This window comes from Bacillus sp. FSL K6-3431, assembly GCF_038002605.1.
In the GTDB taxonomy this organism is placed as follows: domain Bacteria; phylum Bacillota; class Bacilli; order Bacillales; family Bacillaceae_C; genus Lederbergia.
This window is the reverse complement of sequence record NZ_JBBOCT010000001.1, coordinates 2,635,739-2,656,829: the sequence shown is the minus strand read 5'-3', so window position 1 is coordinate 2,656,829 and position 21,091 is coordinate 2,635,739. Positions and strand designations below refer to the sequence as shown.

Below are 21,091 nucleotides of genomic sequence, written 5' to 3'. Positions count from 1 at the left end.
ATTAATGGGTCTAATGATTAGAAATATTAATGAAAGGAAGTTATTAAATGAAAAGTTATAAAAGATATTTAGGTATTTTCACTGGTGTTGCACTGACTTTAGCACTAGTCGCATGTGGTCCAAAGGAGAGTAGCGGGGATGATAAAGGGGCGAAGGATGCACCTAAATCTAAAGAATTAGTCGTTTGGGAAGACATCGAGAAATCTGATGGTATCAAAGATGCCATCGCAAAGTTTGAAGAAGAGCATGATGTAACAGTCAAGATTGTTGAAAAGCCTTATGCGAAGCAAATTGAAGATTTGCGTCTCGATGGACCTGCTGGAACTGGACCTGATGTGCTAACAATGGCAGGAGATCAAATTGGTACAGCGGTAACGGAGGGGCTGATTAAGGATTTAAATATAGCAGATGATGTTAAATCAATTTATACAGATGCAGCAATGCAATCACAATCGATTGATGGAAAAATATATGGTTTACCAAAAGCAGTAGAAACAACTATTCTTTATTATAATAAAGACCTAATTTCAGAGGAAGAATTACCAGAAACTTTGGAAGAGTGGTACGAATACTCTAAAGAAGTATCAGATGGGAAAAAATTCGGTTTTCTCGCTTTATTTGATCAGATTTATTATGCCCAAAGTGTAATGGGTGGCTATGGCGGATATATTTTTGGTACAGATGAAAGTGGGAATTTTGATCCTACTGATATCGGTATTAACAGCGACGGTGCTAAAGAAGGCGCAAAAATGATAGAGAAGTTTTACCAGGATGGTTTATTCCCAGCTGGTATAGTCGGGGAACAAGGCATTAATGTACTAGAATCATTATTTACAGAAGGTAAGGCTGCTGCGATCATCTCCGGTCCGTGGAACTTAGAGCCATTTACAAAAGCTGGTATTGATTTTGGAGTAACGAAGCTACCAGCATTATCTAATGGAGAAAATATGAGTGCATTTGTTGGAGTGAAAAGTTACAATGTTAGCTCTTATTCCAAAAACGCTGAGTTGGCGCAAGAGTTAGTTGCTTTCCTCTCTAATGAAGAAAATTCTAAAACAAGATATGAAATCACACAGGAAGTTCCTGCTGTAGAAGCTTTGGCAAATGATCCTGTCGTTACAGAAAGTGCAGCTGCTCAGGCTGTTGCTGAACAATCTATTTTTTCAGAGTTAACACCTAATATTCCTGAAATGAATGAAGTATGGACACCTGTAGATGCGGCGTTACAAACAATCGCAACAGGAAAAGCAAAGCCTGAAGAAGCATTAGACCAAGCTGCTGAAACGATTAAGGGGCAAATTGCAGCAAAACATAGTGGGAAATAATTAGTTTGCAAATTGGTGTCAAACGCTTTATGTGTTTGACTCCATTTATTATCTGGTGAGTTTTTTCAATGATGTTATCAAAAGAGGTGAAAAAGATGCAACATCGAAAGTTAGCCTTATTATTATCGATCATTCCTGGTCTTGGCCAGTTATATAATAAACAATGGGTAAAAGGCCTAATACTCCTTATTATTGGTGGATCGTTTTTTGCTGTATTTGGAGATCTGTTTAATATGGGTTTTTGGGGACTCTTCACACTAGGAACGGAAGTACCACGTGATAATTCAATTTTCCTTCTAGCAGAAGGGATAATAGCTATTATTGTGCTTTGTTTCGGCTTAGGTCTGTATTATTTTAATTTACGAGACGCCTATAAGAATGGGGAATTACGAGATGACAATAGAGAACTAAGCTCTCTGAAGGAGCAATATCAAAACTTAATATCACAAGGTTATCCTTATGTTGTTAGTGGTCCATCGCTATTTATCTTGATTTTTGCGGTGATTTTCCCGATTTTATTTAGTTTTGCGTTAGCCTTTACTAATTATGATTTATATCATTCTCCACCTGCTAATTTGGCAGATTGGGTTGGATTAAAGACCTTTGCACAAATATTTACAGTCGATATTTGGCGTTCTACCTTTTTTGACGTTTTAGGATGGACTGTAATATGGACGCTTGTGGCTACTACACTTCAGGTTTCTCTAGGGATTTTCTTGGCTACAGTCGTAAACCAAAAAGACATTAAATTTAAGAAACTTATCCGGACAGTTCTTGTTTTACCATGGGCTGTACCAGGTTTTGTCACAATCTTGATTTTTGCTGGTCTTTTTAATGATAGTTTTGGAGCAATCAATAATGATATTTTAGCAGCTTTTGGAATAGACGCTATACTGTGGCTGACAAATGCAAATTGGTCAAGATTGGCACTGATTCTCATGCAAGGCTGGCTAGGATTTCCATACATATTCATCGTAACGACAGGTGTTTTGCAATCTATTCCTGATGATCTGTATGAAGCGGCAACCATTGATGGCGCGTCTATTTTTGCGAAATTCAAGCATATAACAATGCCGATGATTTTAATAGCAATGGCTCCAATTATTATTACTCAGTTTACATTTAACTTTAATAATTTTAATATTATTTACCTATTCAATGGCGGTGGTCCTGCAATGCCTGGATCAACAGCTGGGGGTACAGATATATTAGTATCTTGGATTTATAAATTGACGATGCAATCAAGTCAATATTCTCTAGCAGCTGCATTAACTATTTTGTTATCTGTCTTTGTCATTGCGATTGCACTATGGCAATTCAGACGTACAAACTCATTTAAAGAGGGGGCTTAAGGATGCTGACAGATATGAAGGGAAAGAAATTCATTCGACTCCTTGGCTCTTATGCGATTTTGCTGTTTATGATGGTCATTATTATTTATCCCTTGCTATGGACGGTTGGGGCAAGCTTTAACCCAGGAAATAGTCTGGTTAGCACATCGATTATTCCGAAAAACCCAACCTTTGAGCATTATAAAGAGTTATTTGCGGGAAAGGAAAGTCTGCAATACGGTAAATGGTATGTAAACTCACTTAAGATTAGTGTATTTACGATGATTGGAACAATATTAAGTGTTTCTTTTACAGCTTATGCTTTTTCACGGTTTCGTTTTAAGGGGAGGAAGAATGCTCTAACGATTTTCTTGCTACTACAAATGATTCCACAGTTTTCCGCCTTAATCGCATTATTTGTACTAGCTCAAATCCTTGGCTTGATGAATAGTCATTGGCTTTTAATAGTGCTATATATCGGCGGGCAAATTCCGATGAATACGTACTTAATGAAAGGCTATATGGATTCGATTCCGATGGATTTAGATGAAAGTGCGAAAATAGATGGGGCAAGTAACACAAGAATATTTTGGCAAATTATTATGCCTTTATCTAGGCCAATGATTGCAGTAGTGGCGATGAATGGATTTACAGGTCCACTAGGAGATTTCATTTTGGCATCTACTATTCTAAGATCACCTGAATCTTATACATTGCCAATTGGATTATACAATCTAGTGAATCAAGCAATGGGGGCTAGCTATACGACATTTGCAGCTGGCGCAATTTTAATAAGTATCCCAATTGCCATTATCTTTATTATGCTGCAAAAGAACTTTGTTTCCGGATTAACATCTGGTGGAACGAAAGGCTAGCGGTATTAGCAGTGCCTGGCACCGACACAATTCAGAATTGTTTTAGAGTTGTTTGAGTTGTTTGAGTGCCTGGCACCCAAACAACTGGCACCCAAACAACAACAATAGTAGGAGGAGAGTATTATGTCAAAATATCAGAAAAAAAGTGTGACATCAGCTAACTTTATGCTTCATGGGGGAGATTATAATCCAGATCAATGGTTGGATCGTCCTGATATTTTAGCGGATGATATTAAATTGATGAAGCATTCGCATACAAATGCGTTTTCGGTAGGAATATTTGCATGGAGTGCGCTTGAACCAGAAGAAGGAGTATTTAACTTTGAGTGGCTGGATGAGATTATCGAAAATATTTATAAAAGCGGTGGTCGTGTAGTATTAGCTACTCCAAGTGGGGCGCGTCCTGCATGGTTATCCGAGAAATATCCTGAGGTTCTCCGTGTAAATGGGAGCAGAACGAAAGAATTGCATGGTGGAAGACATAATCATTGTTTTAGTTCGATTGTTTACCGTGAAAAAACACAACATATTAATTGCTTACTAGCTGAAAGATATGGTAACCATCCTGCATTAATCATGTGGCATGTTTCCAATGAATATAGTGGAGAATGTCATTGTGACCACTGCCAAGATGCATTTAGAGAGTGGCTTAAAGATAAATATAATCACGATCTCAAGTCATTAAATGATTCATGGTGGACGGCTTTTTGGAGTCACACGTATAGTGATTGGTCACAAATTGAGTCTCCATCGCCAATAGGTGAAAATGCAGTCCATGGCCTAAATTTAGACTGGCGCCGTTTTGTTACGGATCAAACCATTTCTTTCTATGAAAATGAAGTTGTGCCCTTAAGAGAAGTAACACCCAATATTCCGATCACAACAAATTTCATGGCGGATACACTTGATTTAATACCATTCCAGTCACTAGATTATAGTAAATTTGCTAAACATTTAGATGTAATTAGTTGGGATGCGTATCCAGCTTGGCATAATGATTGGGAAACGACGGAGGATTTGGCAATAAAAGTTGGCTTTATCAATGACTTATATCGCAGCTTAAAACAACAACCATTTCTATTATTGGAGTCCACTCCAAGTGCTGTAAACTGGCATAATATTAATAAAGCGAAACGACCAGGTATGCATTTGCTTTCCGCAATGCAAATGGTTGCACATGGATCTGATAGTGTCATGTATTTCCAATGGCGAAAATCACGGGGCTCATCGGAAAAATTTCATGGCGCAGTTGTCGATCACGATAATAGTTCAAATAATCGTGTGCTTCAAGATGTGGCCGATGTTGGTAAAACATTAGAGCAGTTATCTGATGTAGTTGGGACAAGTCGACCAGCTGATGTGGGTATTCTTTATGATTGGGAAAATAATTGGGCTTTAAATGACGCACAAGGCTTTGGAATGGAAACGAAGAGATACCCACAAACTTTACAGCAGCATTATCGGACTTTTTGGGAGAATGATATTCCAGTAGATGTCATCACGAAGGAACATGACTTTTCTGGCTATAAATTATTGATTGTTCCTATGCTTTATTTAATGAGTGAAGAAACGATCTCACGGTTAAAAACGTTTGTTGCCAATGGTGGAAGACTAGTGACGACTTATATTAGCGGTATAGTGAATGAACAGGATTTAACGTATTTAGGTGGATGGCATCAAGATTTGCAAGAGGTTTTTGGAATGAAACCAATTGAAACAGATACATTATATCCAAAAGATGTAAACTATGTCACTTATCGAAATGAAACTTATCCGCTGCATGATTATGCAACAGTTATTGAGATGAATACGGCAACCGCAGAAGGCGTTTACCAGCAGGACTTTTATGCGAATACACCTGCAGTTACGAGCCATCCGTATAAAAAAGGGAAAGCCTATTATATTGGGGCACGACTAGATGAAGTGTTTCATCGCCACTTCTATCAAGATTTGATTAAAGAGTTATCGCTAGAACCCGTACTTCCAGTAAAGCATGGAAAAGGCGTCTCCGTACAAGCTAGGCAGGATGATCATAATGATTATGTTTTTGTGATGAATTTTACGGAAGAAAGCCAACCTATTACCTTCCATTCGCCAGTTATAGATATGGTCACTGGAGAAGAGTTAATAGGAGATCTTACATTGGAAAAATATGAAGTGAGAGTAGTTAAGAAATCAAGAATATCAGCATAAACTATTCTGATCTAATTCGTAATCTTGATCTAAGTTGAAGAGGAATACTGTAAACTATACCAGTAAACAAGTACTATTTAGCGTTAATTCTAGTACCTGTTACTTCCTTTCTTGTTTTACTCGTAGCAATCCTGTCATTTGGTCAAAAAATCCTCCCTTATGTTCCGCATAAGGGAGGATTTTTCTTATCTTTTTCTTCAGTGTAGAATACTTCCCAAAGCTAGTATCAGCGCAATGTCTGCGTACCATTTGAGGTGTAATACCTAGAATTTTTGAAAGGCACCACGAATTGTATACTCAAAGAGTTAAAAGCTTCTTTTTTCCCTACCCCATTTAACTTTTGAAAGATCCTTTTAGCTGCTTGTTTAATTAAAGCGCCCTTTAGTAGAATAAAATTTCTGTAATTATTCCTTCTTTTTTAAAAAATTGGCTTATCGAAGTTCGATAAGCCAATTCCATACATATTGTATTATTTTGATAATGCGATTTTTATATGGGCTAAGTGGTGCTCTTCGTGCCAAGCTAATTTTGCAACTTTTGTTGCAACTGTTATTTTACCATTTTTCTGGTGAGTAAAAGCTCGATCTAATTGCTCTTCAGTTAAATTATATCCTAAAGATACGATGCGCTCATTTAAACCTTCTAGCATTCTAATAGAACTTTCTACAGGAAGCTTTGTATCCGGTTGAATAGCCCACTTTTCTTCGTCAAAAGCTGGTACTGTTGGATTCTCATCTGTTAAAGTCAGCTTCAAACGTTGATACATGTTCAACTGAGAATCTGCAATGTGATGAACAAGTTGACGAACTGTCCAGCTACCATCACGATATGTTTTGCTTAATTCCTCATCACTTAATGAGTCAACAGTTTCTCTTAATCGAATCGTGTAAGTTTCGATTTCCTTTAGCCATTCTTGAATATTTTCTAATGTTACTTTTTCAGGAACTTGTAATTTCCCAATTGGATATCTTACATCCATTTTCAATCCCCCTTTTCCCTATTCGTTATTTCTTTTACTTATTTAATAGTACATAAATTATTCTAGCAGGAATGACATTTATAATGTAATTAAAATGGTTTTTCCTCACTTAAATATTCGATCTCAAGATTCTCATTTTCTCGGTTAAATCTTTCAAAAGAGTGAGTAAAATCTAATGGCGGCAATTTTTTTTGTAAATCTAAGTTTGTTTTATAATAAGATTCGGTTTCCTGTATTAAATAATTTGGCCCAAAGGCAGTTTTCTTTTCTACAGGCGTGGCAACTGCAGCAATCTGTAAAGTCATTCCTTCTTTTTTTCAGGTTCCTCGTGAAGTTTTATGATTTGCACCTTTTGCTTTTTGACGTGTTAATGCTTGTTCTTCTATTGATAGAGGTTGATATACATCAGTATTGTGTAAATCAACGCAAAAAGAAATATTACTTTTTATTAGAATATGTGTGTATGGGCCTACATAAATTATTATAAGGCTTGTATTATGTACTGAATTTATTCGATTTTCTCTCAAATTTCACTTCAGTTTTCCTTCAGAAGTTTGTGGGTGCCTGGCACTCACACAATATTTGTAAATAGAAGTTTGTGAGTGCCAGGCACCCACACAACCAGGCACCCACACAATTAGGGGGAGGTAAGTCTAATGAGAAAAGCTTTGAATTTATTGATGTTGCTCGCGTTGTTTATGGTCCCACTTCTTAGTGCATGCGGTGGTGGAGAAATAAAGGATAATAGTGTAGGTAACGATTCGGAAAAGGATTCAGGTACTAAAAAGCACAAGATTGGTATTCTTGCACCGGCCGTGACACATGGTTGGGTTGCGGCAGTTGCTTATCATGCAGAAGCACATGCAAAAGAACTATCTGATGAGATTGAATATCAAGTTCAAACGAGTACGAATGCGGAAGAAATGACTTCACAATTAGATGATTTGATGACATGGGGAGCAGAATCCATTGTAGCATTTCCACAGTGGGAAGGTATGGAGGTTCCTATACAGACAGCGCTTGATGCTGGTATCAAGGTTGTAAATTTTGATATTGAAATCGGTACGGAAGGTGTTTATCGCGTTTCCGGAAACAACGAGGACATGGGTATTCAAGGAGCCAACTATATTGTAGAAAAAATTGGTAATGAAGGAAATGTTGTTGTGCTGGAAGTTCCTTCTTCCGGTTCTGTTTCGGGGTTAAGAAAGAAAGGTTTTGTTGAGACCATGGAAAAGATTGCACCTGATATGAATCTTCTTACCTATGCTACGAAGTTTACACGAGAAGATGGATTGAAGGATTTTGCTGATATTTTAACAAGCAATGATAAGATTGACGCGGTTTTCTCCATGGATGATGAAACTTCTATTGGTGTACTACAGGCTATTAGTGAAGCTGGAAGAACGGATGTTCAAGTGGTAACTGGTGGCGGTATGCAGGAATACTTTAAAATGATGCCAGAAAATGAAGATATCTGGATACAGTCAGCACTTTACAGCCCAGCTATGGTGAAAGATGCCGTAGATGTGGCGCTTAAGCTTTTAAATGGAGAAGAAGTGGAACAGGTGACGATTATTCCGACAACGGTTGTAGATAGAGAGAATCATGAAGAGTTCCTAGACGGAAATTCCCCGTATTAGGAAAACCAAAACTGGATCTTAAATTCAGTTCCACCATAGAACAGATAAAAGAGGGGTTATGGCACAGCTATAGCCTCTTCTTTCAAAAGAGTGGAGGTGACTACATGATAATTGAGATGAAAAATATCAGAAAGTCCTTTGGCAGCAATGATGTACTTAAAGATGTGTCGTTCACACTAAAAGGTGGTGAAATTTGCGCATTACTAGGTGAAAATGGGGCAGGGAAATCAACATTAATGAATATACTGGGTGGCGTCCATCAAATGGATTCAGGGGCGATAACCGTAGATGGGGAGCAAGTGGAATTCAGTATTCCAGCACAATCGCAGGAAGCGGGAATAGCGTTTATCCATCAGGAACTGAATTTAATCAACGATTTGCCTATCTATGAAAATATGTTCCTAGGTAGGGAGGTTAAAACCAAAAGTGGAAGTCTTGATCTAGATAGAATGTTTCGGGAAACTGAAAGGATTTTTAAGCAAATGAACGTGGATATGGATCCTGCAATGATGGTTGGCGACCTTGATGCTTCGTATAAACAAATCTTTGAAATATGCCGAGCAATGATGACGAATGCATCGATTATCATCATGGATGAGCCTACGACTTCATTAACGGATCGGGAAATTAAACGCGTATTCACAATGATGAATTCGTTGAAAGATCATCATGTTGGTATCATTTTTATCTCTCATAAATTAAATGAGGTCATGCAGGTTTGCAATCGATATCTCGTGCTTCGAGACGGAAACTTGGTGGCAGAAGGAAATGTCAAAGAGGTAACTACTAACGATCTTGCGCGTTTTATGGTTGGTTATGATGTGAGAACGGAACCGTTATTAAGGAATAAAAGTCTAGGGAGAGAGATTTTGCGTGTAGAACACCTTACATATAACCATGCCTTTAGAGATATTAGTTTTTCTATAAAAGCGGGCGAAATCGTCGGGGTCACCGGGCTTCTTGGTGATGGTCGTAGTGAACTCTTTCAATCTATTTTTGGAGCGGATAAGGTTTCCTCAGGGAAAATATATTTGAGCGGAAAAGAAGTGATAATAAATAGTACGACACAGGCAATCAAAAAAGGAATTGCATATCTTCCAAGGAATAGGAAAGAAAATGCAATTATTAAGGATCTGGATATCATTGAGAATGCATCGATTGTTACGTGGCCAGAATTTTCAAAACGAGGCATCATTAACATGCGAAAACATCAGAAAACTTTTGCGGTACAGCGCGAAACATTAAGTTTAAAAATGGGAAAGCTTACAGACAGCATTAATAGTCTTTCAGGTGGAAACCAACAAAAAGTAGTTCTAGCTAAATGGTTAGCGGCTGGTCCTAAATTGCTTATTTTAGATAACCCTACGCAAGGTGTCGATGTCGGAGCAAAAGAAGATATCTATGATATCATTTTGAAACTTGCTGATGAAAATATTGCCATAGTCGTCCTTTCCAGTGAAGCGCATGAAATCATACGCATATGTGATCGGACGCTTGTCATGTACCATGGTGTGATTCAAGGAGAAGTTTCTGGAGAGGCAATGAATGAGCATAATATCATGAATCTTGCTACGGGTGGGCAACTGACTTAAGCAAGGGAGAGGAATGCCAAGATGGAAACAGCCACTGTAAAAAGTAATAAAAACGTTATTGTGTGGTTCAAACATAAGTGGACGAGCGAACCATTGTTTAGCATAGCTGTTGCACTCGTAATCATGATTATATTACAGACTTTGGTTTTGGGATTTGAATATGATTCATTCGGCAGTTGGTTACAATCCTGGATCAATAACTGGATTAACATTCTAAGGAATAATGCGGGTATAGGAATTATTGCTTTGGGGATGACTTTAGTTATTATGACGGGAGGAATTGATTTAGCAGTAGGTTCGACATTGGTTGCCACAGGTGCTTTTGCCATGATTCTACTTGACACTGGAAACAAGGGGATTTTGGGTATGTTAGGAATAGTAGGAATTCCGGCATTTATTATCACAATCATTTTAGTGCTAATATTTGGATATTTACTAGGATTACTAATAGGCGCAACAGTTACTAGGGGGAAAGTACCTCCATTCATTGCAACCCTAGGTGCGATGATGATATTTAGAAGTGTTACACAGCATTTCATGCAGGGTTATAATACAAAAATACCTATGGAATTTTTACAGATTGCTAGTTTTAAAATTGGCAATTATATGATCATGCCAATTATTTACTGGGCCGTCATTGCGTATATACTTTACTATGTTTCTAAGAGAACCATCTTTGGCAGGCAGATCATTGCTGTAGGATCCAATGAAAGAGCAGCAAAGTTTTCAGGTGTCCATGTGGATAAAGTCAAAATGCGCGTGTATGCTTTGATGGGACTTCTCGTTTCGATCGCTGCTATTATTCAAGTTTCTCGTATTGGTTCGATGGATTTTTCCAATGCAGGAAGAGGAATGGAAATGGATGCAATTGCAGCGGCAGTAGTGGGTGGAACTAGTATGATGGGCGGAAGAGGATTCATCCTTGGAACCGTGTATGGCATGTTAATCATCGCCGTCATGAACAATCTATTAAATCTATTTGGCGTGCCACCTTTTTTAAGAGAAGCATTTAAAGGATTTATTGTAATCGGCGCAGTACTTTTGCAAAAAAAAGAGAAGACTTCGTAGGGGAATGGCACTCCCCGAATTTTCTTGTTTAGGGTTGAAACATAGATTTTGCAGGAAATACTTAAAGAATTGGGGCTTGATAAACGCACGTTAGTCATTTAAGCTAGTGACCATGGAGATGCACTTGCTTGTCATGGTGTGCATTTTGATAAAGCATCATACATGCCTGAAGATTAATGAAAAGCAGGTACCATTTTTCTTTTTGAAGAAAATGGTACCTGTTTTTAACGGTTCTTATTTTTTGTCTTGAAATAGTCCTGCCGGGAGTTGTGCATCCCAATTTTCTGGGATATCCAGACGAAGCGCATGGGCTACGACAGCGGCAGTGTCTACCACTTCTACATCGGATAACGTAGTACCAGACTTAATTGATTTTCCTTTTGCTGCCCAAAAAACAGTCTGTTCCTCAGGAGAGTTTCCACCATGACTACCACTACGTGTCCCACCATGATCAGCAGTAACGACGATTAGCGTATCATCCATTAGTCCTTCTTCTTCTAATGCTTGGACAATTTGACCAATATACTGATCCGCTTTTTGTAATTGCTCATAAAATTTTGGGGTGTAATAGCCATTGCCATGACCGGCACCATCCACCTCATCTAAATGAACAAAAATGTTGCGGGTGTTTTGACCTTCTGTTTTAATATAATCCACAGTTTTTTGTGTCGTAGTTTCATCTTTCCCACCATTTACTTTATAAGCACCTGCAGAATCTTCAATGATTCCTTTGTTGATCGGTGACCATGTGGTGAATGAAGCTTGTTGGAGCATAGGACGCTCTTGTTTCAGCATTTTCATAAAAGACGGATAAGGATTATTCTCAGGATAAGGATTTTCACCTACGATAGCGTTGGTGAGTTGATGTTTTAAAGGAACGACTCCATGAAACATAGCACCCCAGTTTTCTGCACTTATCGTCGGTAGCATTGCTTTCGCTTCATATGTTCCAGCGCCTTCGCTTATTAGTTTCTGGATATTTTTTGCATTAGCTTGTGGGTTTTTTACTGCGTTCCCAGCTCCATCGATCCCGACAAATACTACTCGCTTGTAAAGAAAATCATCCTTGTAAGGAGCTAACTTATCTTTCATCATTTGCACATCAGATCGATCCACTTTTTTATCATCGTTAATATCCGCTTTTTGAGCTTGCTTCCAACGCTTGTCACCTTCACGACTATTTTGGTTTTTCAGGATGATTTTTAGATCATCTTTAGTTAACAGCCCATCTCCCGACACATCGATGGAGTTAGATACATGGACCTTGGCCATGGCTGTTTTTTCACCATCGACGGTTTTGACCGTGATCGTTGCGTCTCCAGGCTTTCCAGCAATAATAGTCGGACGTTCGTTGATTATTTCTACCTTCGCTACTGTTTCATCACTGGAGGTCCAGACAACCTCTTTTACCGTTGCATCTTTTGGAGAGATAGTCGCTGCTAGCGGCATAGGTGCACCAGCTTTCAGGTTGACATTAGTCTGGTCCAGTGAGACGGATTCTACTAAAGTGGGTGGAAGCGGAGGAGCGCTATCGTACATTGCGCGGACTTCCGATTCGCTCAAGACATTTCGATACATCTGAAGCTCATCCACCTGTGCATTCAGAGTAGAACTGTATTTTCCTGTACCATCTTGACCAATTTTAGTTGTAAAGGAGGAGTCAAGCGTTCCTTTCATTCCAGAGATATCCACTGTTTTAATCAAGCTTCCGTCTTTATAAAAGCGTGCACTTCCGTTTTTTCGGTCATGCGTGACAACGATATGATGCCATAAATTGTCCGCAACATTAGGCATGTGGTAATCCAATCGCTCGCTCCCGGATGTTTTGTAGTTCCAAATGAGTTCACCCGAACCGTTTGCGGCTAAAATCCACCCGGTGTTGCTTCCGGAATTCCAGCTCTTATTCGAAATGATGGAAGGATCGCCCTTGATTCCATCCGATTTGATCCAGAAGGCAACAGAAAAATCCGTGCTTTCACCGAAACGGAACTCGTCGCGATTCCCCAGGTCTACATATTGTCCTGGGGATTTAAATTTGATGGCTTGTCCGATGCGTCCTTTAACAAATTCGGGATTGCCTAAGACTGAAGGAGTTACGACACTTGAAGAGCTATCGTTTGTATTGTTATCAAACTTCAAGTCGAGAACGGTTTCTTCATTAGCGAATGCAACGGTAGTCATACTGTTGGATAATACATTATATGGAATATTTGTGTTTGTTGCAGCAAACGACATCGCCATGGTTAATGTTGTACCCACTATTACTTTTTTAAACAAGTTAGATTTCATTCATTTTCCCTCCAATTTAAAATAGTCCGACATTTAAATTGTAGTTGAGGATTGTAAATATATGAGTAGATTTTTGTAAATTTTCTTTAAACTTTGGTAAAAAACACAACAAACAATATGAACAGTCATTACAATCTTTAAAATTAATTTGTTTTATGTTGTTTTCAAGATTGCATTTCATTTTTTCAACTAATAAACTGGTTTTGTAAAAAAACTAAGTGTATGTGTTATAGTTACAAGTTTTACCATAAAGAATTTGTAAATCCTAAAGTGGACCCCATTATCAAAATACGTATTTTTTAAAATTATGGTGCATTCATCTTTTAATCATGTGTCTATGTGAGCGTTGAAGTGCTCAAGAAACATGGAATCATAAAGGGGGAGTTTTATGGAGAGAATGTGCTGAAAGGGTTTGGTCCAATTCCCAGCGTATAGGTTTTGAATCTGGTCTTCATAATCGGACATCACCTTATTTCGTTTCTAAATTTATGGGGTGTCTTGAAACCAATTAAAGAAACAAAAAGAAGCGTGTTATTAATTTGATTTACTTTTCTTAATGTGGAATTTACTTAAGATTCATACTTCATTAACATATTCTATTTATAATGAACTTGTATAGTTTATCAAGTAAAGTTTTGTAGATTTTTAAATGAGGAGGAATAATTGTGAAAAAGCTAGTAACAGGTATTATGGCAACATCTATTCTTTTCAATGTAGGTACTTTTTCAGGATCAGCTCAAGAAAAATTGGATGAGCATCTATTTTCAAAAGATCCGAACCTTACTTTTGATGTCATTAGTGACATTCAAGGAGATTATAATGACTTTAGGCATGTACTTAACGATATGAAACAGGTAAACCCTGCTTCGAAAGCATTAATTGTTAATGGCGATATTACAGACAGGGGATGGGACTTTGAATATCTAGCCGTACAACAGGTGTTAGATAGTAATCCTCATCCAGAAAACGTATGGTACAGCATAGGAAATCATGAATTTTATAAACCGAAATGGGCTACACCGAATAAATTAGCACAAAGTACATGGCCAAATAATACGCTGGAATCAGAAATGTTCCAAAATTTCTATGATTTTACTGGCGAAGAGAAAGTCTACCATAAAAAAGAATTAGACGGATATCCGTTCCTTTTCCTAGGAACAGAAAAATATATGCACTACCATGATAAATCTTTATGGGATGAGGTTTATCTTAGTGATGTACAGCTTGATTGGTTAAAACAGAATCTTGAGGAATATTCAAAGAAAGATGCAAATAAACCAATCTTTCTCTTTAGTCATCATATCCTCAAGGATAGTATTTCAGGCTCCACTCAATCACCGTATACAGGTGATTACTTAGACCAAGAAAAATTAGAAGCAATCTTAAAGGATTATCCTCAAGTCATTCTCTTCACAAGTCACAGTCACTGGGATCTTAATCTTCCTGATTGGGCGGGTAAAAAAGTAGTAGAAGGTGGAGATAAGCGTGGTTTTACTGTAGTGAACACAGCTGGTATTCAAATGGGCTGGGCATCGGCTGGGTCCAATGGTGGAGAAGTGGCGACAGGTTCTGATTTTAAACAGGGACTTCAGGTTGAAGTGAACGGAAAAGATGTAAAGATAAAAGCATATGACTATAAAAAAGATAAAGTCATTAAAGAGCTTGGTGTGCATAATGGTACTGTTGCTCAATTACCACCTAATGTTAAAGCTGATGATGAAAAAAATGAATTAATCGGCGCTACCGATTACATGGAATACTCCGTTAATGGGAAAAGTCACTGGGTTGACTATGATCAAATGAACCCTCCAAAATTCGAAGGAAACCAAAATGTATTCGTGCGTCATAAAGGTGAAATGAATTTAGAAGATGGATTATCCCAAAAGGTCATTTTCAAAAAATAATTCTGAATAAAACAGAGCGTTGATTCTCCAAACGCTCTGTTTTATATTTAGATCTGGTTTATATGACAATTAAACAAACTAAGCGTACAAAATTCACATTTTTGCACTGGAAATAGACCCTGAATTATATTTGATAAGGGAAAAGAACTACGCTTTTTTTGTTCATAAAAAGCTGCTTAATGGAGGAAGGATCACAGAAATGATCAAACTTTTTTATAAAAGAATGATTCAATTGACCTGAATTATTCATACTTTCTAGTTAGATCATAAATGAAACCAAAATCATATATTTTCTGATGAACAATCGAGATCAAATGAATGCTTGGTGGATAATCAAAGAAATACTATGAATATTTCAGGTATATGGTATGTTTTAACTTTACGGCAGTAGTAATTTTCTTACTTGTTGAAGGCAGTATGATTATAAACTTGCCAATTTTATTATAAACATTAGCAAAAGGTGCCACAATTACACGTGAAATGATGTACTAACCATATGAATGGATGAGCGACATTTCTCCAATGTATTATTCGGTACGGACGTACTACACAAAACTGTATGGCAGTATTAGTCCAATTCCATACATTTGGTCAAAGATTGCGGTTGGTGCTGTTGCGATGTTAATTATCCACAAACCAATGCCAGTAGAAGTTCTGGAAACCAGGGCTGATAAAGAACATGTAAGAAATGAAGCTGACGTCACAGGATAGCTTTGCTAAAATAAAGAGATAAAGGAGCATAGAGAATGTCCATTCAGATTTTTATATTGAGTAACCTGATGGAGGATAACACTTATCCTTATAAATTAAAAAAGCAGCTTTCAGAGCCCATTCCGTTGGATCGATTAAGTGGGTTAACAGAAAGTAAACTGTACTACCATTTTGATTCATTAACAAAACAAGGTTTAATTGAGACAGTAGAAATCATAAAAGAAGAAAATCGACCTGATAAGCAAGTTTTTGGGATTACGGCTAAAGGTCGTGAAGAACTGCCGAAAAAGATCTATAAGTTGTTTGAAAACGGGAATGATATTAATGATATGGTAGTAGCTATATCAAATATTAAGTTTGTAGTTCGTGAAAAAGTAGTAGAAATACTAGAATATAAATTAAACAATTTAAAGGCTCGTTGGGAGGAAGTTAAGTCTTTTGAAGAGTTTGTTCAGATCGACCAAGATAATGAGAGGCTTAGAAAATTTTTTGCTGGTTATTTTTCAACTAAATCTGAGCACACAATTTATTGGCTTGGAGAGTTAATTCAACAGATTCAACGTCGGGAAATATAAAGGGGTTGTAAGTTGCCCCAAAGATGTTTAATGCGTGATTTAGAGGTCCTTAGGAGATTTTTAAACTTGGTGAGCAATCATCAGAGGCTAGACTATGAATCAATTTTGAAGGAAATTTTCAATAAGAAGGAGAAAACTCCCTTTCGTAAAAGGATAGGAGTTTTAAAGTTTATATCTCTAAGAATGCGAAAAGTTGCATTTCAACTAACTATCTAACCATAGCTTTAATACCCAGCATTTAGTAAAACCAAAGAGAATAATAATCTCTTCTTATTAGAAGAAGAATTCAACAAGCTGTTAACAAAGCTTTGATCCTAGAAGTTCCATGGACAATCATTTTGTACGTTTGTGCATAGTCTTTAATGACTCTGATATATATTTAATTTAACTCACCAATCAATCCATGGACCTAAGTACTCATGTTTAGGCTCATACTTATCGCACGTTGACTTAAGTGAATTTTCGGGTTAGTATGAAAATGTACTTTAATCAAAGTACTTTAATTTTAATGAAAGTTAAAAAATTTAACAAAAGTATGAGGAGGATTGTATTTTGAAGAAAGAAATAATATCATTTGAAGATATTAAAGTATTTACGACGCGATCAGAACAATTCCATCCACTCAATTGGTATAAGCATATGTTATTAAATGAACCTGTGAGCTATAACGAATCTTCGAAAACATGGAATGTATTCAGATATGATGATGTCAAAAGAGTATTAAGCGATTATGAATACTTTTCAAGTGAAGGATATCGTACAACGATCTCAGTAAAATTTAGTGAAGACAACTTGAAAGACAGTAAAGTAAATTCCTTTGCACTTGATCCACCTAAAAACAGAAAAGGACGGGGGTTACTGGCAGCTGCCTTTACACCTCGAAGTCTAGCAAATTGGGAACCTCGCATTCACCAAACTGCTAAAGTTCTATTAGACCAATTGGGAGACGAAGAAATGATTGATGTTGTTGGTGGTATAGCCAATCCTCTGCCTACAATAGTAATGTCAGATTTACTAGGAATCCCTTCACCTGATATAGGATTATTTAAAAACTGGGTAGATATATTATTCTTACCATATAAAAAGGAAATTCAAGAAAAAATTGATCAAAGAAAAAACATCGCTATTCAGGAATTTTTTTCGTATTTACTTCCGATCATTATGCAAAAGCGTACAAATCCAGGAGAAGATATTATATCAGATCTGATTAATGCTGAAGTTGATGGAGAAAAGCTTACCGATCAGGAGATTGTGGAAATGACTATGGCGATCTTAGGAGCTGGTATAGAAACTACTAGTCATATGATTTCTACTACTTTTTATTCTCTTTTATACGATGACGTAGATTTGTATTCAGATTTACGTACTAATCCAGATCTCATTCCTACTGCTGTTGAAGAAATGTTACGTTATCGTTTCCATATGAGCAGGAGAGATCGTACCGTTAAGAAAGATAATAATTTATTAGGAGTAAATTTAAAAAAAGGAGACGTTATTGTAGCTTGGATGAGTGCAGCAAATATGGATGAAAATATGTTCAGTGATCCGTTTGTCCATAATATTCATCGACCAAATAATAAAAAGCATTTGACTTTCGGTAACGGACCTCACTTTTGCCTGGGTGCTCCACTTGCGCGTTTAGAATTAAAAGTCATTCTTACAAACTTTCTACAAAGGTATTCTAGAATTGAATCAATGGAGTCATTCGAATTAGAAAGTAATTTAACAGATTCAGCCCCCGGTCAATCATTAACACATCTACCTCTCAAGGTTTATAAATAATTTATAAAGACAAAGACATTATCTGAAATTTCCGGTGGGATATATGGTCAGTAGACAAAATAGGTTTCTGGAAAACATCCTAGGATCTACATTAGCTGAATTATTGGCAGTTGGTATAAAAAACGTTTTGTTCTTCATTAGAGCATTTGCTATTAATAGATTTTTATCGCATCACTATTTGTGAAGCGCATTCACGTATTAACAAAAAGGAAGCCACATGTAGTATGCTCCTTTCTGTCTTGCTGACCTTATCAAGAGGAAAGTGAGGAAGGAGCTGAGTCCTAATGGCATGGGTTTCTTTGATTTTTACAGGGTTAATTGAAATGTTTGGTGTTGTTATGATAACCACCCTATAGTGTTCGCCCGTGCTGGGTGTACACTATAGGGACCCAAGGGATGGAGATCTGGTATTCCTGCGGGTTTTTCTTATATTGTTTTTAGCGCTTCTTCGATTGGTATTACCCCACCAATCATATCAAAGGCTTTGCCGATCGTATGATCATTGTCCAATGCAGCGACAATAGCTGAAGCGACATCTTCACGAGAAATTTCCCCGCGCTCAAGGTTAATTGCTACTTTTACTTTCCCGGTTCCCTTATTGTTGGTAAGTCCTCCTGGACGGATAATCGTATAATCAAGACCGCTATTTTCTAGCCAAACATCTGCGTAATGCTTAGCTGCACTGTAGTACGGAGCACTGCTCATCCATTTGTCACGTTGATGAACACCAATTGCACTAATAATGACGAAACGCTTCACATGAGCTTGCTTGGCTGCTTCCATCGTTTTAATAGCTCCGTCCAAATCAATCATCATTGTTTTATCGGCACCAGTATGTCCACCAGAACCTGCTGTAAATACAACAGCATCTGCACCTTTCATTGCGTCGGCGATATCATCAATGCTACTTTCTAGGTCAAGGAGCACTGTCTTTGCCCCCTGCTCTTTAAACTGCGCCATTTGTTCCTCTTTTCGAACCATGGCCACAGCGGTATGCTTATTTTTATCTTGAATCAATCTTATAACGTGTTTGCCTATTTGACCATTTGCTCCAACTACAAATACATTCATTATTTTCAGTCCTTTCAGTTTAATAGGATCTCTTAAATGTTAACACTCATAGTTAAAATGACAAACAATGTGGCTTTAAAGAACAATGGATTAGCTTTTTCTGTTACTAACCGCAATAACACCACCCGTATAGAAATGGTTACAGGCTTGGGAACTCATGCGCCCGAGACGTTCATATGGTGAAATATGGAGTGGTAGCTAACTCCTTGATTTATCTATGCCTTCACGAAGCCAAAATGAACTGAACTCCTTTCATTTATCAACCAATCTAACTAATGGGTTATGAAGGGGGTGCTGTGCACTGTAATGGGCTTTGTCGTTCGGAAAATCAGTAATGAAATTACCCACCACAAAGGTCTAACACCTCATTTTGTTGACTCCTTTATTATAACTTGTGAGTTAACGCTCTCTAACATTCGAAGAGTGCTATATTATAGGCAAAGAAAAAGGATCCTCGATTGAAGATCCTTTTTGCTGTTTGTTCAATTAAAACAGTCGATTGTTGAAGATCAAGGAATGTTGAAACTTTTTTGTACTTATTCAAAAATAGCTCAGTATTTGAATTTAGTTTAGTGACTTATGCATGGCATCTAAGAGACTGTAAGTATTGTCGCATTTATATTCCCAGAACATAATTCCGCCAAGTTCTTCTTTACTTACATATTCACATTTATGTTGGATCGATTCTTCGTCATCATAGGTAATGAAAGTACTACCATCAAAAAGATAAGGTGCTTTCGCTTCGTCATCCCAAAAACGGGTAAATCCATTAACGTTGATATAATTAGCTGCGAGTTGAGAATAATCTGGTCCATATCCTCCTGATCCTGCAGTCATTTGATGTACTCCGTTATTTTTATCAGGAACATCCTTCCACATCCGAGAATAAAATGCAGCCCCTATCACGAGCTTCTCACGTGGAACACCAGCCTGAATGAATAAGTTAACAGATTGATTTACACTAATTCTGAAAAGGTCTCCCGTTGGCGTATATAGATTAGTATGATGTCCTGTTAATGTTTGGAATCCCCCACGCATATCGTATGTCATCAGCTGAACATAATCTAAATACTTTTGAACCTCATTCATCTCGGTTCCATCAATATAATACTGATCTGCACCTGCTGCTATCGTTAGAAGATAATATTTACCTGTTTCCTTACCAAGGCCATCCAATGCCACTCTAATTTCTTTCAAAAGGTATGTAAAGTTTTCTTTATCAGATGGTGAGGAATGAATGCCTGCTTCACCATAGCAAGGATATTCCCAATCGAGATCAATTCCATCAAAGGGGTGATCCTTTAATATTTTGACAGCACTCTCTGCCATCAGCTTTCTTCCTTCTGGAGTGGAAGCCGCTTCTGAGAAACCTCCAGCACTCCATCCACCAATAGAAAGTAATATAGAGAGCTGAGGATTTACTTTCTTTAATTCTTCTAGTCTATCTAAATTCTTCAAATGATCTATTCGAATTTCATCATTTCTTACATGGCCAAATGCTACATTTAAATGAGTTAATTTCAAAGCATCTTCCGTACGTATACTAGGCAAAGAGCCGTCTCCAGCATACCCCACTACTTTATATTTTTTCTCCATTTGAACTCTCCCTTTTGCATATTGTCTTCATTTATCCTAAACTATGTTATACCATATAGGAAGCGGTTTCAAAAGAAATTTTCCATCAAAGTCATTATTTTCTATATCCGTTATGATATATGTAACTTATGTAATTCCTAAAACATTTAATTTAAAGGAA

The 21,091-nt window shown here is 37.3% G+C and carries 16 protein-coding genes; 11 read left to right on the top strand and 5 right to left on the bottom strand.

The genetic code is table 11. The features are described from left to right. Window positions 1–47: 47 nt before the first annotated feature. From MHB53_RS13200 to MHB53_RS13185, 4 genes are all read left to right on the top strand, one after another. Entirely contained in the window at window positions 48–1,325 is a 1,278-nt protein-coding gene (locus MHB53_RS13200) for a sugar ABC transporter substrate-binding protein (RefSeq protein WP_340919042.1), read from the top strand. A gap of 95 nt (window positions 1,326–1,420) precedes the next feature. Continuing rightward, window positions 1,421–2,677, top strand: a complete 1,257-nt coding sequence (locus tag MHB53_RS13195) for a carbohydrate ABC transporter permease (protein ID WP_340924700.1) — start codon at window positions 1,421–1,423, stop codon at window positions 2,675–2,677. A gap of 2 nt (window positions 2,678–2,679) precedes the next feature. Continuing rightward, complete coding sequence (locus MHB53_RS13190) at window positions 2,680–3,531, top strand: sugar ABC transporter permease (RefSeq protein ID WP_340919040.1); 852 nt, start codon at window positions 2,680–2,682, stop codon at window positions 3,529–3,531. A 120-nt stretch (window positions 3,532–3,651) separates the two neighbouring features. Next, window positions 3,652–5,724 carry a beta-galactosidase gene (locus tag MHB53_RS13185; RefSeq protein WP_340924698.1) on the top strand — a complete coding sequence of 691 codons (2,073 nt, stop codon included), beginning with the start codon at window positions 3,652–3,654 and terminating at the stop codon, window positions 5,722–5,724. 469 nt (window positions 5,725–6,193) lie between these two features. Here the strand turns inward: MHB53_RS13185 and MHB53_RS13180 are convergent, their stop codons facing one another. After that, the gene (locus MHB53_RS13180) at window positions 6,194–6,703 is read right to left on the bottom strand and encodes a YfiT family bacillithiol transferase (protein WP_340919038.1); all 510 of its coding nucleotides are present in this window, start codon (window positions 6,701–6,703) and stop codon (window positions 6,194–6,196) included. An 89-nt stretch (window positions 6,704–6,792) separates the two neighbouring features. After that, window positions 6,793–7,008, bottom strand: a complete 216-nt coding sequence (locus MHB53_RS13175) for a hypothetical protein (protein WP_340919037.1) — start codon at window positions 7,006–7,008, stop codon at window positions 6,793–6,795. A 351-nt stretch (window positions 7,009–7,359) separates the two neighbouring features. Here MHB53_RS13175 and MHB53_RS13170 point away from each other — a divergent pair, with 351 nt between their 5' ends. The 3 genes from MHB53_RS13170 (at window position 7,360) to MHB53_RS13160 (ending at window position 11,003) form a co-directional block, all read left to right on the top strand. Beyond that, the gene (locus MHB53_RS13170; protein ID WP_340919035.1) at window positions 7,360–8,343 is read left to right on the top strand and encodes an ABC transporter substrate-binding protein; all 984 of its coding nucleotides are present in this window, start codon (window positions 7,360–7,362) and stop codon (window positions 8,341–8,343) included. Window positions 8,344–8,447: 104 nt separating this feature from the next. Continuing rightward, window positions 8,448–9,935, top strand: coding sequence for a sugar ABC transporter ATP-binding protein (locus MHB53_RS13165; RefSeq protein ID WP_340919033.1), 1,488 nt, complete (start codon window positions 8,448–8,450; stop codon window positions 9,933–9,935). A 21-nt stretch (window positions 9,936–9,956) separates the two neighbouring features. Then, window positions 9,957–11,003 carry an ABC transporter permease gene (locus MHB53_RS13160; RefSeq protein WP_340919031.1) on the top strand — a complete coding sequence of 349 codons (1,047 nt, stop codon included), beginning with the start codon at window positions 9,957–9,959 and terminating at the stop codon, window positions 11,001–11,003. A 234-nt stretch (window positions 11,004–11,237) separates the two neighbouring features. On the opposite strand, the gene MHB53_RS13155 is transcribed toward MHB53_RS13160, so the two are convergent. Beyond that, entirely contained in the window at window positions 11,238–13,244 is a 2,007-nt protein-coding gene (locus MHB53_RS13155) for a LamG-like jellyroll fold domain-containing protein (RefSeq protein ID WP_340919026.1), read from the bottom strand. Between the two features lie 713 nt (window positions 13,245–13,957). On the opposite strand from MHB53_RS13155, the gene MHB53_RS13150 reads away from it, so the two are divergent. From MHB53_RS13150 to MHB53_RS13135, 4 genes are all read left to right on the top strand, one after another. After that, window positions 13,958–15,196: a DUF4073 domain-containing protein gene (locus MHB53_RS13150; protein ID WP_340919022.1), complete on the top strand. Its 1,239-nt coding sequence runs from the start codon at window positions 13,958–13,960 to the stop codon at window positions 15,194–15,196. 522 nt (window positions 15,197–15,718) lie between these two features. After that, on the top strand, window positions 15,719–15,907 hold the full coding sequence (locus tag MHB53_RS13145) for a hypothetical protein (protein ID WP_340919019.1): 189 nt from the start codon (window positions 15,719–15,721) through the stop codon (window positions 15,905–15,907). A gap of 35 nt (window positions 15,908–15,942) precedes the next feature. Continuing rightward, window positions 15,943–16,482, top strand: coding sequence for a PadR family transcriptional regulator (locus MHB53_RS13140; protein WP_340919015.1), 540 nt, complete (start codon window positions 15,943–15,945; stop codon window positions 16,480–16,482). Between the two features lie 552 nt (window positions 16,483–17,034). Beyond that, window positions 17,035–18,264 (top strand): cytochrome P450, encoded by a 1,230-nt coding sequence (locus MHB53_RS13135; protein WP_340919013.1) that lies wholly within the window; start codon window positions 17,035–17,037, stop codon window positions 18,262–18,264. A 426-nt stretch (window positions 18,265–18,690) separates the two neighbouring features. Here MHB53_RS13135 and MHB53_RS13130 read toward each other — a convergent pair whose 3' ends face one another. Together MHB53_RS13130 and MHB53_RS13125 are read right to left on the bottom strand one after the other, a co-directional pair. Continuing rightward, the gene (locus tag MHB53_RS13130) at window positions 18,691–19,335 is read right to left on the bottom strand and encodes an SDR family oxidoreductase (RefSeq protein WP_340919010.1); all 645 of its coding nucleotides are present in this window, start codon (window positions 19,333–19,335) and stop codon (window positions 18,691–18,693) included. 564 nt (window positions 19,336–19,899) lie between these two features. After that, the gene (locus MHB53_RS13125; RefSeq protein WP_340919007.1) at window positions 19,900–20,931 is read right to left on the bottom strand and encodes a glycoside hydrolase family 18 protein; all 1,032 of its coding nucleotides are present in this window, start codon (window positions 20,929–20,931) and stop codon (window positions 19,900–19,902) included. Between the last annotated feature and the right edge of the window lie 160 nt (window positions 20,932–21,091).

Coding starts and splice junctions, on each gene's coding strand:
- MHB53_RS13195 (WP_340924700.1), top strand. CDS start 1,421: ATGCAACATCGAAAGTTAGCCTTATTATTATCGATCATTCCTGGTCTT.
- MHB53_RS13155 (WP_340919026.1), bottom strand. CDS start 13,244: ATGGCGATGTCGTTTGCTGCAACAAACACAAATATTCCATATAATGTA.
- MHB53_RS13145 (WP_340919019.1), top strand. CDS start 15,719: ATGTATTATTCGGTACGGACGTACTACACAAAACTGTATGGCAGTATT.
- MHB53_RS13125 (WP_340919007.1), bottom strand. CDS start 20,931: ATGGAGAAAAAATATAAAGTAGTGGGGTATGCTGGAGACGGCTCTTTG.
- MHB53_RS13160 (WP_340919031.1), top strand. CDS start 9,957: ATGGAAACAGCCACTGTAAAAAGTAATAAAAACGTTATTGTGTGGTTC.
- MHB53_RS13165 (WP_340919033.1), top strand. CDS start 8,448: ATGATAATTGAGATGAAAAATATCAGAAAGTCCTTTGGCAGCAATGAT.
- MHB53_RS13180 (WP_340919038.1), bottom strand. CDS start 6,703: ATGGATGTAAGATATCCAATTGGGAAATTACAAGTTCCTGAAAAAGTA.
- MHB53_RS13190 (WP_340919040.1), top strand. CDS start 2,680: ATGCTGACAGATATGAAGGGAAAGAAATTCATTCGACTCCTTGGCTCT.
- MHB53_RS13130 (WP_340919010.1), bottom strand. CDS start 19,335: ATGAATGTATTTGTAGTTGGAGCAAATGGTCAAATAGGCAAACACGTT.
- MHB53_RS13140 (WP_340919015.1), top strand. CDS start 15,943: ATGTCCATTCAGATTTTTATATTGAGTAACCTGATGGAGGATAACACT.
- MHB53_RS13175 (WP_340919037.1), bottom strand. CDS start 7,008: ATGACTTTACAGATTGCTGCAGTTGCCACGCCTGTAGAAAAGAAAACT.
- MHB53_RS13170 (WP_340919035.1), top strand. CDS start 7,360: ATGAGAAAAGCTTTGAATTTATTGATGTTGCTCGCGTTGTTTATGGTC.
- MHB53_RS13200 (WP_340919042.1), top strand. CDS start 48: ATGAAAAGTTATAAAAGATATTTAGGTATTTTCACTGGTGTTGCACTG.